Here is a 14138-nt window from a genome sequence, read left to right on the forward strand (position 1 = left end):
GTCGGAACCGCTAGACAAGATCGATTTGTTCACCCCCAATTGCGTGATAATGGTCGTAGTTTCACGACTGTGATCGGGGGGCGCATGTCGGTCGAAAGACGCACGCACGGGTGCGCGCAATGACGCGCTTGAGGCTGAGCGAGCCACGCTCCGGGCTGAATGCGCGCTTCAATCTGCTTGAGGAGCAAGCGCCCGGCGCTTGCGCGGCGCTCGTCGTCCTGGCCCGCCAGGGTCTTCGGCGTGCAGCCCTGCACGCGATGTGGACGGGCCCCGAAATCTCATGCCCGCTGCCCGGCAAGGATCTGCCCCTTGGCATCGATCTTGACCGCCTGACGGTCGAGAACCCGGTGCGTCATCCGTCGGCGGGCGATCTTGTTCTCACTCCCTTCACACCAGGGCCGGTCGGTCCCACGCGTCCCTTCGCCGAAGGCGGTCTCGACCTTGGCGTCTTTTATGGCGACGACGGCCGCCTGTTCTTCCCGGGCGGCTGGATCGAAGGCTCGCTCTGCGCCCAGGTTCTGGCCGAGGACTTGTCGGGCCTAGCCGAAGCGGCGCGACGTATTCGCCAGAACGGCGCTTGCGAGCTGATGTTGGACCTCGAGCCATGATGCGCAGGTCGCTCTGGGGCGCGGTCGGCGGCGGACCGGCGCCGCGGCCGACGCTCGACGGCCGCCAGGACGCCGAGATCGCCATCGTGGGCGCGGGCATCGCGGGCCTCAGCCTGGCTTGCGAGTTGGCGGCGGCGGGCCGGACGGTCTGCGTTGTGGAAGCCCTGACCCCGGGCGCGGGCGCCCTGGGCGCCAGCGCCGGCATCATCGCCCCGCAGCTGGTGCGCACCACGCCCGTCAAGGTCCTCGAGAAGCTGGGACCGGAACTCGGGGCCAGCTGGCTTGGCCTGGTCGGCGAGAGCGGCGGGCATCTGTTCGATCTGATCCGTGCGCTCGAGATCGACTGCGACGCGCGTCCCTACGGCTTCATCGCGCCGGCGCGCGGGGCTAACGCTCCCGAGCGCCTGCAACAGGTGGTGGAGGAGTGGCGTCCCTTTCGCCAGGACCTCAGCGTCCTGGACGCGGACGCCACGCACGCCATGACCGGATGCGTCGGCTACGGGGCCGCCGTGCTCGACGCCAGCGGCGGCGGGGTCAATCCGCTCAAGCTGGCCGCGGGTCTGGCCGCCCGGGCGGTGGAGACCGGCGCCGCCCTCTTCCATCACAGCCCCGCCACGGCCCTGGAGCGCGTCGGAGCACGCTGGCGCCTGGAGGCCGGCGGCGGCGTGGTGGAGGCCGACAAGATCGTGCTTTGCGCCAACGGCGGAAACCAGTTCCTTCATCCGAGCCTGGACGCCACCGTGCTGCCCATGCGCGTCCATGAACTGGCCACGGCGCCGGTCTCGCACCGCCTGCGCGCGTCGGTGCTGCCCGGGGGGCAATCGCTGACCGACCTGGAGCTCGACATCTTCTCCATCCGCTTTGCGGAGGGCGAGCGCCTGGTGACCTTCTATCCGGTCAAGCAGGAGGCGACGGCCGAGGCGATCGAGCAGGCGGTCAACCGGCGGCTGGCGGGCATGCTCGACGCCTACGAGCCCGTGCGGATCGAGCATCTTTGGGAGGGGGTGGCGTGGATCAACAGCAGCCTGCTTCCGCGCATCGTGGCGCTCGACGAGGGTCTGCTCGCCGTTCAGGCCTGCAACGGCCGAGGCATCGCCACCAACGCCATCGTCGGCCGCGAGATCGCCCGCATGCTGCTGAGCGACGGACGCTATCGCCCGGCGATCGCCATGGAGCGGCCGGGCCGGATCGGGCGTGTGCCCTTTATGCGCCATGTCCCCGGATTGATGCTGCGCCTGGGCCGAGCGATGAGACAAGCCCGCGGCCGCTTGCTAGGCAAGGACTCCTGAACGTGTGCGCCAGGGGAACGCATCATGGGCGGGCTGGTCCTCGCGAACATCGCCGAGAGCGTGCTGTTGCCGGCCTCTTTGGCGGCGATCATGTTCGCCATCGGCCTGTCGCTTCGTCCTCGCGCCTTCCTCAATCTTGCGATCGACCGTCGCCCCCTGGCCGCGGGCCTCGTCGGGATCGTCTTTGTGGTGCCCCTGGCGGGTGTGGCCGTCGCGGTCGCCCTGGCGCCGACGCCGGCCTCGGCCGTGGGCCTGGTGCTTCTGGCCACCTGCCCGGTGGGCATTTTGGCCAATGTCGCCACCGACCTTTGTCGGGGCAACACGGCGCTCTCCATCGCCCTGACGGTGATCGTCAGCGGCCTTTATGTGTTCGCCGCGCCGCTGGTGGCGCACTACGCGGTGGAGATCGCGTTCGGCGAGTCGCGCCGCATATCGGCGCCCACCGCCGACCTCTTCTGGAAGGTGGCCCTGGTCACGGTCGCGCCGGTGAGCGCGGGCCTCGTCTGCGCGCGCGCGGCGCCGGACCTGGCCAGGCTCTCCATCCCGCTCAAGACGGCCGGCTCGGTTCTTCTGGTCCTGGTCTTCGCCTGGGTGGCCGCCCGCCAGCGGGCGGTGCTCGCCGACACCATGGGGCTGATCGTCGGCCTTGTCCTGCTGGTCAACCTGATCAACGCCGCCATCGGCCTGGTGATCGCGCGCGCCGCAGCCCTGAACGACCCCGACAGCGCCGCGGTGATCTGCAGCCACATGGTGCGGCAGGAGGGCACGGCCATCTTCATCGCCGTCAGCGTGCTGGGCGCGCCGGACATCGCCGTGCCGCTGATCATCAACACCTTCGTGGGGCTCGCCGTCTGCGCGGCGCTCTTCGCGCCCCTGCGTCTTCGTCGCCCCCCGCCCGGGGAGGTGCGCCCCTAAAACCCGGAGTCTTCGGATGAAACCCGCCCTCACCTTGGCCTTGGGCCTCCTCATCTCGGGCGGGCTGTCCGGCGTGGCCGCGAAAGCCGGTGCGCAGACCTTCAAGGTCGTCGTCCCTTCGACCGCGCCCCAGAGCATCTATGACGGCCGGGTGCTGCTGGTGCTGACGCCCAAGGGCGCCTCCGAGCCGATCAATCAGGTGGACCGCACCTTCAGCTCCGCCCAGATCGTCGGCGTGGATGTGGACGGCCTGGCGCGCGGGGGCTCGACGCTCATCTCCCTCACCGAGACCGGATTCCCGGCTGAGGACCTGTCGCAGGTTCCCGCCGGCCGCTACTTCGTGCAGGCGGTCCTGCACAAGTACGACACCTACACCCTTGAGAACGGCAAGACGGTGAAGCTGCCGGCCGCCCGGGGCGCGGGCCAGAACTGGCGCAAGGAGCCCGGCAACCTGGTCTCCACGCCCAAGCAGATCGACTTCGACCCTGCGAAGGGCGGCCAGATCGAGGTGGTGCTCGACAAGGTCAATCCGGCCATCGAGGAGCCCAAGGACACCGAGTTCGTCCGCCACTTCAAGATCCGCAGCGAGAAGCTGTCGAAGTTCTGGGGCCGCGACACCTTCATCCGCGGCCACGTGCTGGTGCCCAAGGATTTCGACAAGCATCCGGAGGCCAAGTATCCGCTGGCCATCTTCCACGGCCACTTCCCCGACGACTTCGGCGGCTTTCGCACCACCCCGCCCGATCCGAACCTGAAGTGCGTCTATTCGGAGCGCTTCAACCTGCCTTGCTACAACAAGACCGAGCAGGAGGAGGCCTACGCCTTTTATCAGCAGTGGGTGTCGGACAAGTTCCCGCGCATGCTGATCGTGGAGATCGACCACTCCAACCCGTACTATGACGATAGCTATGCGGTGAACTCGGCCAACATCGGCCCCTATGGCGACGCCATCACCCACGAGTTCATCCCCGCCCTGGAGAAGAAGTACCGGGGCCTGGGGGCCGGCTGGGCGCGGTTCCTCTATGGCGGATCCACCGGCGGCTGGGAGGCCCTGGGCGTCCAGGTCAAGTATCCCGACGACTATAACGGCGCCTACGCCGCCTGCCCCGACAGCGTGGACTTTCGCCAGTTCAAGGTGGTGGACATCTACAAGGACGAAAACGCCTTTTGGCGCATCGGCCCATTCGGCAAGGTCGAGCGTCCCGTGGGCCGCAACTATCTGGGCCATGTGAGCCACACCAATGAGATGGAGAACCGCTACGAGCGGGTGCTCGGCTCGAAGGTCCGCTCCGGGGCGCAATGGGATGCGTTCTTTGCGGTCTATTCGCCGCAAGGCGAGGACGGCTATCCGATCCCCCTTTGGGACAAGACGACCGGCATCATCGACAAGTCGGTGCTTTCCTACTGGCGCGAGAACTATGACCTGCGCCACATCCTGGAGCGCGACTGGAAGACGCTCGGACCCAAGCTGCAGGGCAAGATCAACATCCATGTCGGCGACATGGACAACTACTACCTCAACAACGCCGTCTATCTGATGGAGGACTTCCTCAAGAAGACCGATCCGCCCTACGGCGGCGAGGTCACCTATGGGGACCGCGCGGAGCACTGCTGGAACGGCGACCAGGCCAATCCCATCGCCATCTCACGGCTGCGCTACAACACCTTCTACCTGCCCAAGATCCTCAAGCGCATCGAGCAGACCGCGCCAAAGGGGGCGGACCTCACCAGCTGGCGATACTGACTTGCGGCACGACCCGGCATCCCGCACCGATCGGCGCGGGCCTTGCCTGCGTCGGCCGCCCGGTCCGGCGATTTGATCTCGATCAAGTCGTTGATCGATCGCGTGCCCGGAGCGTTGTCAGCGCATGTCCCATCGGTGAGGAGACGACCCGTGCGCACCAATCTGGCCATCGCCCTTTTGATCTACCCGATGGTTCAGGCCGTCGTCTTCGGCCTGGGCTTCGTGCCGCTGGCGGCCCTGCGCGCCCCCGCCGAGCTCTTCTTCCCGGTGATCGCGGCGACCTTCGTCGTCGCCGCGCCCGCCGCGCTGATCATCGCGCCGCGCCTTCGGTCGCGCGCCTGGCGGCGAGAGCACGGCGAGCGGATCATCCCGGCCTGACGCCGCACATCCTTGGCCGCCTCCCAGCGGCGCCGGCGCTTTCAGGCCCAAAGATCTCTCACGCAGCGTCCCTGTGACGGAAGATCATCAAAGCTGTCCAGACCGTCGAAGTGATCGATCTTGAGATCCGCGACGCCCGCGAGGTCCGCCAGACGCAGATTGACCGCCATCCTGCGTCGACCGTCGGGCTCCAGGCGCAGACCACGCCAGTAAAGGACGCAGGCGCAGTCGGGACAGAACACCATCTCCAGGGCGGGGTCTTGCTTGCCGATGCGCCGATAGCTCTTGGTGACCCCATGAACTGCGATGCGCCCGCCTTCGTAGTCGTAGGCCCATAGCGCCCCGTAGCGCCGGCAAAGCGTGCAGTTGCACGCGGTGACCGACCCCGGATCGCCCACGAGGGTCCATCCCGCCTGTCCGCAATGACACGTTCCTTCAAGCACGCGTTTCCTCCTGTCGTCTCTGCCTGAACGTTTTCCGCTCAGGACCGACGCCGCGCCGGCAAAACGCGACTGTTGCGCAAGAGCACGGCGCTGACGATCGAGACCAGCAGGCCCACCGGAAAGATCTCGGCGAAGGTCACCGGCATCCGATAGAGCGGCGAGCGATAGGCCTGCGCCATCCCCGACAACTGCGCCTCGAGCCGCCCATAGGCCTCGCCGGAGAGACCTTCGGCTCTGCGCTGAGCCAGAGTGGCGGCCACGTAGCGATCCATGAAGACATAGTCGGTCGCCGCCAGATAGACTTCCCAGACGGCGACATAGGCCAGCGAGGCGATAACGGAGATCGCCAGGCCCACGCCCAAGGCCGGCAGGAAGCGGATCACGCCGCCCAGCGTCCGGTCCCGGTGCTGCTTCACGCCTATGAAGACGGCGGCCATGCCGAGCAGCATGATGAGATAGCCCAGCCAGACATTGCCGTGCGGCTGGTCGCCGCCCGCGGCCACCGTGGCGATGATGCCGCTGATGATGATCAGACCGGCGACGAGGCCGTAGATGATGATGATGCGCGTCATGGCGCCCTCCCCTCGAAATCGTGCTCCGAGCCTGCCGCCCGGCGAGGCCGGCGCCTATCGCCCGAATGGGTGAATTGCGCCCGATCGCAGCTCTCTTCGTGTGGTGCGCCTCCGCGACCGCGAAGATTGCGGAGGTCGCCGCCGCAGGACCGTCGTCGGCTTATGGGATGAGACTGAGATCGCGCGCCCTGGCGACCGCCCCGGTTCTGGTGGAGGAGCCCAGCTTGGCGAACAGGTTGCGCAGGTGCGTCTTTACGGTGTTCGGCGACAAGCCCAGGGCGCGCGCGATCTGCTTGTTGGGCTGTCCGGACGCCAGTGCGCCAAGAACGCGCAGCTCCTGTCCGGTGAGCCCCAGCGACCGCACCGCCGCGTCGTTACGCTGGAAGTTCGGGCCCTGGCGTCGCGCGGCGATCCGCCAGCCCAGCCACAGGCCGCCCGCCGCGAAGATCATGGCGATGATTGCGACATAAAGGTCCGGCCGCAGGCGCAGCGACACATGCCGCCATTCGAACCAGGCCAGGCCGAAGGCTCCGCAGGCGAAGATCAGACCGGCGCACAAGATCGTTCGGGCCACGGCGTTTTCCGAGATGACGTTCGCCCGCATCTGATCTTCCCGTCGGCGGCGATCAAGAATAATCGCCGACATGCCTTGGGACGGCCAGGGCCGCCGGAGACTGAACAGAGCTGCGAGCGAATGTAGCCAGCGTTGGTGTGATCATCAGTCGCCCAGATGTCGCTGGAATGCCAGCGTCGACGATCAGTAAGCGGTCTTCTGGAAGAGGACGACGAGGGCGGTCTTGATGAAGATCTTGAAGTCCAGGCCGATGGACCAGTTCTCGATATAGGATACGTCCATGCGCACGCGCTCGTTCATGAGGCTGTCGCAGGACTCGCCACGAAGGCCGGCCACCTGGGCAAGACCCGTAAGGCCCGGACGAACCATGTAGCGGGCGTCGTAGTCAGCCACCTGCGCACGGCACAGGATGTCGTGGTCCACCGCGTGGGGGCGCGGGCCGATCAGGCTCATCTCGCCCTTCAGCACATTGATCAGCTGCGGCAGCTCGTCGATGGAGGAGCGGCGCAGGAAGCGGCCGATGGGGGTGATGCGGTCGTCATCGCGGGTGGCCTGGCGGAACGAGCCGGCTTCAGCCACGCGCATGGAGCGGAACTTCAGGATCAGGAAAGTCTTGCCGTTCAGCCCCGTGCGGCGCTGACGAAACAGGATCGGGCCCTTGGAGGACAGCGCCACCAAGATCGCCGCGGGCACGGTGAGCGGCAGGGTGAAGATCAGCATGCCCAGCGCCACCACGATATCCATGGCCCGCTTCAGCACGCTCGTCACCGCGGCCGGCGCGCGCTCGGCGGCGAACAGGTCGTCAGCGGTCTCGGCGTCGAACATGCCCCACCCTAGTCCCGCGCCCGAATAACGAGCGTCACAAGAACAGATGACATCGAAGGCGCAGTTTAACGCCTCGTAAACCAAAATCCACTCGCGGTTGTGCGCTGCAGCACATTTGCCGCGCCTGTGGTCTGATTGCGATTCCGCCGCCTCGACTTCGGGCTAGCCAAGAAGTCGACCTCCCATATTGCGTGTCACCCATCGGACCGGAGCGGGGCGAGCTTTCAGACCTTGGGCGTTATCGTGAAGCTCTGCTCGATGAGCGTTGCCTTGCCGAAGATCGTCATGAAGGCGATGTCGGCCGCATCCCGGCCCGTGGCGACCCGGACGAGGCCCTCGATGGGCGCAAGCGCCGTGGCGTCCACCAGCCGCCATCGACCGCCAAGATAGACCTCGGCGATGGCGTGCAGGTCCGGCGGCTCCAGCTTCCAGGCATAGGCGCTGACGGCGCGGGCGGGAATGTCGGCGGCGCGGCACATGGCGATCACCATGTGGGTGAAGTCACGGCAGACGCCCGCGCGGTCCGTGAAGCTGTCGAGAGCCGTCGTCTGGGCGTGGCTGACGCCGGCGCGGTAGTCCACGTTGGCGCCGATCCAGTCGAGGATGGCCTGGACCTTCTGACCGCCGTCAAGATGTCCGAACTCACGATCGACAAACCGCTCCATGCGATCGGAAGGACAAAAGCGGCTGGCGCGCAGGTAGGGGAGAACAGAGGCGGGCAGGTCACGGATCGGCATGCCCACCGCGTCCGTCAGATCGTGATCACGCTTCATCACCTCCACGCTGGCCCGATAGAGCGCGTTGATCCGCCCGTGGGCGTTGAAGACGGTGCATCGTTCATAATCGCCCACATCGTCGCGCCCGACGGCGTCGACATTGGGCCAGAACGTCAGGGCCCAAGATCTGACCGCCTGGTCAGGCCCGTGCGCCGCCTCCACCATGAGCAGGACCTCGCAGGGCTGCGCAAAATCGTAGGTGAGGCTGGCCTCGACGTCGAAGAGCATGTCTTAACTCCCCTCCCCCGGGGTGCGGGGGCGTTGGCCGCATCGCATAAACCCGCCGCGGCCGGGGGAGTTTCAGGCCGCGGTGAACGATCGCCGCTTACGCGCCGCTCAAGAGGGCGCCGACCGCGCGCGGTCAGTCTTCGGCCTTGCCGGGCCACCAGCGCAGCATGTGTCTGGCGCTCAACGCCAGCCAGCACATCGCAAGACCAAGCAAGGTCAACGCCGCGCCGACCCAAAAGCCGAGGCCGTAACCTGTCGCCACCATGGCGAAGAACCCGCACACGGCGGTCGCAGCGCCCAAGATCAGGCCAAGGGTAAAAAACGCGGACGCCAAGCGGTACTGGGAACTCATGGGGGCGCTTATTCACCCGGGCGTCTTCGAGATGGATGTGGCGGGACGCCACTGCGACGCTTCGTCTCGTAAGGCCAGCCCGGCTTGCGGCGGCTTTCACACGGCGGTTTTGAGCGCCCCATCCCCCAAACGGGGAATGCGCTGCTTGCTAAATTCGGCGCCTCATGTAGCGGTGAAATGTGCATTTGCACTTCCCGCGCGCATCGCCGTCGCAAGCCTCAGATTCCCTCGCATAGCAAGGCGGGGGTGATCGCCTGCGGGTCGGGAGCAGAAGCGTCGCGCTTAAGGTTGGGGGATCTGAATGAGCATTGCCGGCACGCTGAACTTTTCGTCCGCGGTGGGCTCGCCCACCGCAGTCGCCGTCACCGACGGCATGGGCGGCTCCAGCGACATCGCAGGGATCACCTATCGAGTCTCAGCGCCCGGTGTTCAGCTCTTCTACACGCCCGATCAGAGCGGCCATGAAGGGCTTCTGGTCAGCAACTCCAACAACAGCTCGATCCTCATCGACACCGCTGAGGGCTCGGCGTTCGCCTTCAAAGGCGTGTTTCTGGGAGACTTCGCCGGACAGGCCCAGGTCAGGATCGAGGGCTTTCGTGATGGCTCCAGCACCGGCTCAGTGACGCTGTCCCTCACCAGCGGGGGAAGCGCCACCTTCAGCACCACGCAGCTGACACCCTCGATTTTCAATCATGTGGACGAGGTGCGGCTGACAAACCCTGCGCAGGCGACCTGGTCCCTGGTCGTCGACAACCTGGTGTTCGACGATCCGATCTCCCCGGTGGTCGCAGGCGTCGGCTCAAGCACAGCCAACGGGACATACAAGGTCGGGGACGCACTCACCGTCAACGTGGTGTTCAGTGAGACCGTGATCGTGACCGGTGCGCCGACCCTCGCTTTGAACAGCGGCGGTACGGCGGTCTACACCTCGGGCAGCGGCTCGGACGTGCTCAGCTTCTCCTACGTGATCGCCGCAGGCGAGGCCTCGGCGGATCTCGACTACACGGGCGCCGGGGCGCTGGATCTGGATGGCGGGTCGATCGCGGCCGCGAGCAACGGCGCCCCCGCCGTCGTCACCCTGCCAAGCCCTGGCGCCGCAGGCTCCCTGGGCGCAAACAAGGCTCTTGTCATCGATGGCGTCGCGCCGTCGATCGTCGGCCAGACGCCGCCGGCGAACGGCGCCTCGAAAGCCGGCGACGTGCTGACCTTCCAGATCACCTATGATGAGGCGGTCATGGTCTCCACCGGCGGCGGTATTCCGTACCTCGCCCTGAACTTTTCCAGCGGCGTCGTGGCGGCTGACTATGTGGGGTCAAGCAATGGCGGCCGCACCTTGTCGTTCGCCTACACCATCGTGGACGGCGACTCTGACCCCGGCGGCTTCACCGTCGGTTCGTCAATCGCTCTGAACGGCAGATCCATCAGGGATGCGGCCGGCAACGACGCTGCGACCAGCGGCCTGAGCTTCGCCACAAGCGGCGTGATCGTAGACACCCAGAAGCCCACGAGCACGGCCTTGTCCGTCGGCTTCTCGGCCGATAGCGGTGAACACGACGAGGACCTGATCACCAACGTCGCCGGCCAGACAGTCAGCGGGACCCTGTCGGCCGCGCCGGGCGCCGGCGAGCAAGTGCTGGTCTCCCTCGACAATGGCGGCAACTGGACTACGGCCTCCGCTTCGGGATCCAGCTGGTCGCTCAGCGGCGTGACCCTGTCCGGCTCCGGCACACTGCAGGTGGTGGTCGAGGACGCCGCGGGAAATCGCGGCACGCCCTTGAGCGCAAGCTATGTGCTGGACACGACCCAGCCTACGACCTCGGTCAGTACGGCAAGCTTCTCCGACGACACCGGAGCCTCTCAGGCGGACTTCATCACCCGCGAGGCGATCCAGACCATCAGCGGCACGCTGTCGGCTGTCCTTGCCGGCGACGAGCGCGTCCAGGTCTCGCTCAACGATGGCGCATCGTGGTCCTATGCGAACGCGGCGGGCAACGCATGGTCCCTGACCGGCCAGACCCTGACAAGCAGCAGCACCTTGAAGGTGCGTGTCATCGATGCGGCCGGCAACAGCGGCCCGACCCTGAGCCAAGCCTATGTCTTCGACACCACGGCGCCGTCTCTGAGCGGCGTATCGCTCAACTTCTCAAGCGACACCGGAACGGCGGGCGATCGTATCACCCGAACGGTCTTGCAGAGCCTGTCGGGCTCGGGCCTGGCGATGGGGGTCGGCGACAAGTTTGAACTGTCCCTCGACGGCGACAACTGGACCGAAATCACCCCGACCGGGTCGAACTGGTCGCTGGCCACGCCGGCGCTCCTGAGCGGCGGCGGATCAATCACGCTTCGGATCACCGACGCGGCGGGCAATGTCGGCTCCAGAGACTATGCCTACACGATCGACACCACGGCTCCGAGCCTTGTGATGTCGACAAGCGCGGCGAGCGTGACGTCCGACCAGACCGCCACCATCACCTTCCAATTCAGCGAAGCGCCGTTGGATTTCACCCTGGCCGACGTGACGGTGAGCAACGGCTCGCTCTCCAATCTCGCCGGCTCCGGGCAGACCTGGACCGCCCTCTTCACGCCACGCCCCGGCCTGGGGACGGCAAACCTGAACGTCGCCGCGGCGGGCTACAAGGATCTGGCCGGCAATGACGGGACGGCGTCCAACGCGCTGCAACTGACCGTGACGGCGCCGGTCACCACACAGCCCGAACCCGAGCCGGAGCCGCAGCCCGAGTTCACGCCCCCTGAGATCCGCGAAATCTTCGCCGCCGCGGCGGGTTTTGCGCCGAACTCGTCCAAGGCGCTGTCGAGCAACGTCACCCTGCCGGACGGCACGGTCGTTCCCAATCCGGCCTTCGAGACCGCCGTACGCCTGGCCGCACTGATCTCCCGCTTCCAGGCCGGCCTCATCGATCGTGGAGACTTGATCGACGGCGTGGTCGAACTTTCCGCCCCCACCTCCGGCGTGGCGCTGTCGGCCTATCAGTTCTTCACCGGATCGACGCCGACGAAGGCCGGCATGGCCTGGCTGATCGACAGCGCCAACAACGCCAACGATCTGACCGATCCCTACTACGCCCGTTTCAACGAGGTGAACCGCTTCATCAACTTCGCGGTCGCTCTGGGAACGCAGGGCGAAGGCAAGGCCGCCTTCGAAGCCAAATTCGCCGCGCTCGACTTCCAGGCCTCGGTGCGTCTGGCCTACGACATGATCATCGGGCTGGACATCGCCCGCGCCGCAGGCGTGGACGTGGACGCGGCGCTGGCCTGGATCGCCAGCCAGGAGGGTTACTTCGACGCCTTCGCAGGCTCGGACCTGGGCGGCAAGGCGGCCATGATCGGCTACATCATGCAGGCCGGGTTCGAAGCCAAGGTCGGGCGCTATTACGACGCGGCCTTCGGCTTCATTGAAGACAGCTTCGACGGATCGCCAGCCTATCAGGTCGACCTGGTGGGCGGGCAGCACCTGGGCGGGTGAGTGGACGGGGGCGGCGTTGACGCCCAGGAAGCAATCCAGGGCATTGGATACACAATGTATTGCGCAATGCCGTGCCTCGCCTGGCGGCCGCTGGCCTCGACCTGCAACTGACCCGCCGCGGGCATGACGGCCCATCACAATGACTCGAGCTTTGACGGTCTGGTGGGACAACACCACAGGCGGCTTCGACAGCGCGGCTCTGCGCGGCCATGTGGCTGTCATCACTGCACGCGCCCGGATGGTTCTGGGGCTCGACCAGATCGAAGCCGAAGCTTGATCCCAACGGCCGATGATCACCCCCATACGGGCCGCCGCTAGAGCCATTCGCCAAAAGAGGCTCGTCGGCCAAGCGCAGCGTCTGTCTCAAACCTCGTGCATCAAGGCTTGATGAGGCTCCACGACGAATGACTTCAAGGTGCTGATCTGACCGCCGGGGGTGGTGACCTTGTCCATCACTTTCAAGGTCGTGCGCCATTCAGCGGGAGTGACGTCGAAGAGCTGATAGCCGCGCTGCTGGTTGTGCAGTTTCAGGTTGGGATTGTCGCGCAGCAGCTGGGCCGAGAGTGTCATATCGGCCGTTCCGTCCCCTTCGGACGAGATCGACGTGGCGAGAAACTCTGTGGCCGCCGCACGGCCATCCGGCTCCTCGTCCCTGGCGGGCACAACGCCGGCATAGTGATGGTGCGCATCACCGCTGGCGATCACGACATTGGTAAGCCCCCGCGCCTCGATCGCCTCAATGAGGCGGCGGCGCGCGGCCGGATAGCCGTTCCAGGTGTCGGTTGAGCTTGTGCGGCGGCCGTCCGGGCCGGTGCGCGCCATGGGCATCATCATCACCTGCTGCGCGATCAGATTCCAGCGACGCCCGCCTTCCATTCCGCGGGCGAGCCAGGCTTCCTGCTGCGTCCCGAGCAGGGTGCCGTCTTGCCGGTCCTGCGTTCGGCAAGGCCCCTTGTCCCGGGGCGAGCACAGCTGATCATCGCGATAGCTGCGCGTATCGAGCAGGTGCAGGCGCATCAGCCGACCATAGTCGAGACGCCGATAGAGCTGCAGCTGACCATTCCGAGGAAACTGGGCGCGCCGCACCGGCATGTGTTCGTACCAGGCCTGCAGCGCCGCCGTCCGGCGCAGGGCGAAGATTTCGGCCGGCGTGCCGTCCTGGTCCTTGTCGGCCGCCCAGTTGTTGTCCACCTCGTGGTCGTCGAAGGAGACGATGAAGGCGGCCGCCGCATGGGCGGCCTGCAGGTCGGAATCGGATTTATAGAGGGCGTACTGCCGGCGGTACTGATCGAGGCTGTAGAGCTCCTGCCCAAGATGGGCGCGCGCGCGGATGCGGCCATGCTCGTCGGCGGTCCCCACCGGGCGACGCGCGGTGGCCTCGTAGATGTAGTCACCGTAGTGGAAGACGGCGTCGAGGTCGTCTTCGCGGCTCAGGTGGCCAAAGGCGTCGAAGTAGCCGGACTCGTAGTTCTGACATCCCGCCACCCCAAGCCGAAGGCGGGCCGAATCGGCGTCGGCCGGCGGCGCGGTGCGAGCCGTCCCGGTCGGGCTGGCGTCTGCGCCGGCCATGGTGAAACGATACCAGTAGCGACGCCCCGGCTTCAGGCCGTCGACCTCCACGTGAACGGCGTGTGCGAGTTCGGGCCGGGCGATGGCCTCGCCCGCGCGCGCCAGGTTCGAAAAGCGCTCATCTTCGGCGACCTCCCACCGGACGATCGCCGCGCGAGGCGGCATGCCGCCGGCCTCCTCGAGGGGTTTGGGACACAGCCTCGTCCAGATCACGAAGCCGTCCGGCTGTGGATCGCCGGCCGCCACGCCCAAAGTGTAAGGGTAGCCCTCAAGTCTGGGCTGGGCCCAGACGTCGTGGGCGCGGCCAAGTCCGGCCAGCAGGATGATGTTGCCCGATGCGGCGAGCAGGCGGCGACGATGCAGATCGATCATTGGCTTGCT

14 protein-coding genes are annotated in these 14138 nt (G+C 66.6%); 7 read left to right on the top strand and 7 right to left on the bottom strand.

Translation table 11 applies throughout. The features are described from left to right. Positions 1–119: 119 nt before the first annotated feature. The 5 genes from P7B02_RS02645 (at position 120) to P7B02_RS02665 (ending at position 4934) form a co-directional block, all read left to right on the top strand. Positions 120–608, top strand: coding sequence for a DUF3830 family protein (locus P7B02_RS02645; RefSeq protein WP_277784748.1), 489 nt, complete (start codon positions 120–122; stop codon positions 606–608). Next, positions 608–1897: an NAD(P)/FAD-dependent oxidoreductase gene (locus P7B02_RS02650; RefSeq protein ID WP_277784749.1), complete on the top strand. Its 1290-nt coding sequence runs from the start codon at positions 608–610 to the stop codon at positions 1895–1897. Before P7B02_RS02645 ends, P7B02_RS02650 begins: the two co-directional genes overlap by 1 nt. Before the next feature lie 24 nt (positions 1898–1921). After that, complete coding sequence (locus P7B02_RS02655) at positions 1922–2812, top strand: bile acid:sodium symporter family protein (RefSeq protein WP_277784750.1); 891 nt, start codon at positions 1922–1924, stop codon at positions 2810–2812. Between the two features lie 16 nt (positions 2813–2828). Next, entirely contained in the window at positions 2829–4556 is a 1728-nt protein-coding gene (locus tag P7B02_RS02660) for a hypothetical protein (RefSeq protein WP_277784751.1), read from the top strand. A gap of 150 nt (positions 4557–4706) precedes the next feature. Then, a complete protein-coding gene (locus P7B02_RS02665; protein ID WP_277784752.1) occupies positions 4707–4934 on the top strand; it encodes a hypothetical protein in 228 nt (75 codons plus the stop codon). 41 nt (positions 4935–4975) lie between these two features. On the opposite strand, the gene P7B02_RS02670 is transcribed toward P7B02_RS02665, so the two are convergent. The 6 genes from P7B02_RS02670 to P7B02_RS02695 form a co-directional block, all read right to left on the bottom strand. Next, entirely contained in the window at positions 4976–5377 is a 402-nt protein-coding gene (locus tag P7B02_RS02670; protein ID WP_277784753.1) for a GFA family protein, read from the bottom strand. Positions 5378–5415: 38 nt separating this feature from the next. Further along, a complete protein-coding gene (locus tag P7B02_RS02675; RefSeq protein ID WP_277784754.1) occupies positions 5416–5949 on the bottom strand; it encodes a DUF4199 domain-containing protein in 534 nt (177 codons plus the stop codon). A gap of 160 nt (positions 5950–6109) precedes the next feature. Next, entirely contained in the window at positions 6110–6523 is a 414-nt protein-coding gene (locus P7B02_RS02680) for a response regulator transcription factor (RefSeq protein WP_277784755.1), read from the bottom strand. A 183-nt stretch (positions 6524–6706) separates the two neighbouring features. Then, positions 6707–7348, bottom strand: coding sequence for an exopolysaccharide biosynthesis polyprenyl glycosylphosphotransferase (locus P7B02_RS02685; RefSeq protein ID WP_277784756.1), 642 nt, complete (start codon positions 7346–7348; stop codon positions 6707–6709). A gap of 224 nt (positions 7349–7572) precedes the next feature. Then, positions 7573–8352: a transglutaminase-like domain-containing protein gene (locus tag P7B02_RS02690; RefSeq protein WP_277784757.1), complete on the bottom strand. Its 780-nt coding sequence runs from the start codon at positions 8350–8352 to the stop codon at positions 7573–7575. 133 nt (positions 8353–8485) lie between these two features. Continuing rightward, positions 8486–8704: a hypothetical protein gene (locus P7B02_RS02695; RefSeq protein ID WP_277784758.1), complete on the bottom strand. Its 219-nt coding sequence runs from the start codon at positions 8702–8704 to the stop codon at positions 8486–8488. Positions 8705–9005: 301 nt separating this feature from the next. Here P7B02_RS02695 and P7B02_RS02700 point away from each other — a divergent pair, with 301 nt between their 5' ends. Further along, complete coding sequence (locus P7B02_RS02700; protein ID WP_277784759.1) at positions 9006–12188, top strand: Ig-like domain-containing protein; 3183 nt, start codon at positions 9006–9008, stop codon at positions 12186–12188. A gap of 139 nt (positions 12189–12327) precedes the next feature. Next, positions 12328–12465, top strand: a complete 138-nt coding sequence (locus tag P7B02_RS02705) for a hypothetical protein (protein ID WP_277784760.1) — start codon at positions 12328–12330, stop codon at positions 12463–12465. Between the two features lie 86 nt (positions 12466–12551). Here the strand turns inward: P7B02_RS02705 and P7B02_RS02710 are convergent, their stop codons facing one another. Continuing rightward, positions 12552–14129 carry an alkaline phosphatase D family protein gene (locus P7B02_RS02710; protein ID WP_277784761.1) on the bottom strand — a complete coding sequence of 526 codons (1578 nt, stop codon included), beginning with the start codon at positions 14127–14129 and terminating at the stop codon, positions 12552–12554. Between the last annotated feature and the right edge of the window lie 9 nt (positions 14130–14138).

The organism is Caulobacter segnis (assembly GCF_029543125.1).
In the GTDB taxonomy this organism is placed as follows: domain Bacteria; phylum Pseudomonadota; class Alphaproteobacteria; order Caulobacterales; family Caulobacteraceae; genus Caulobacter; species Caulobacter segnis_D.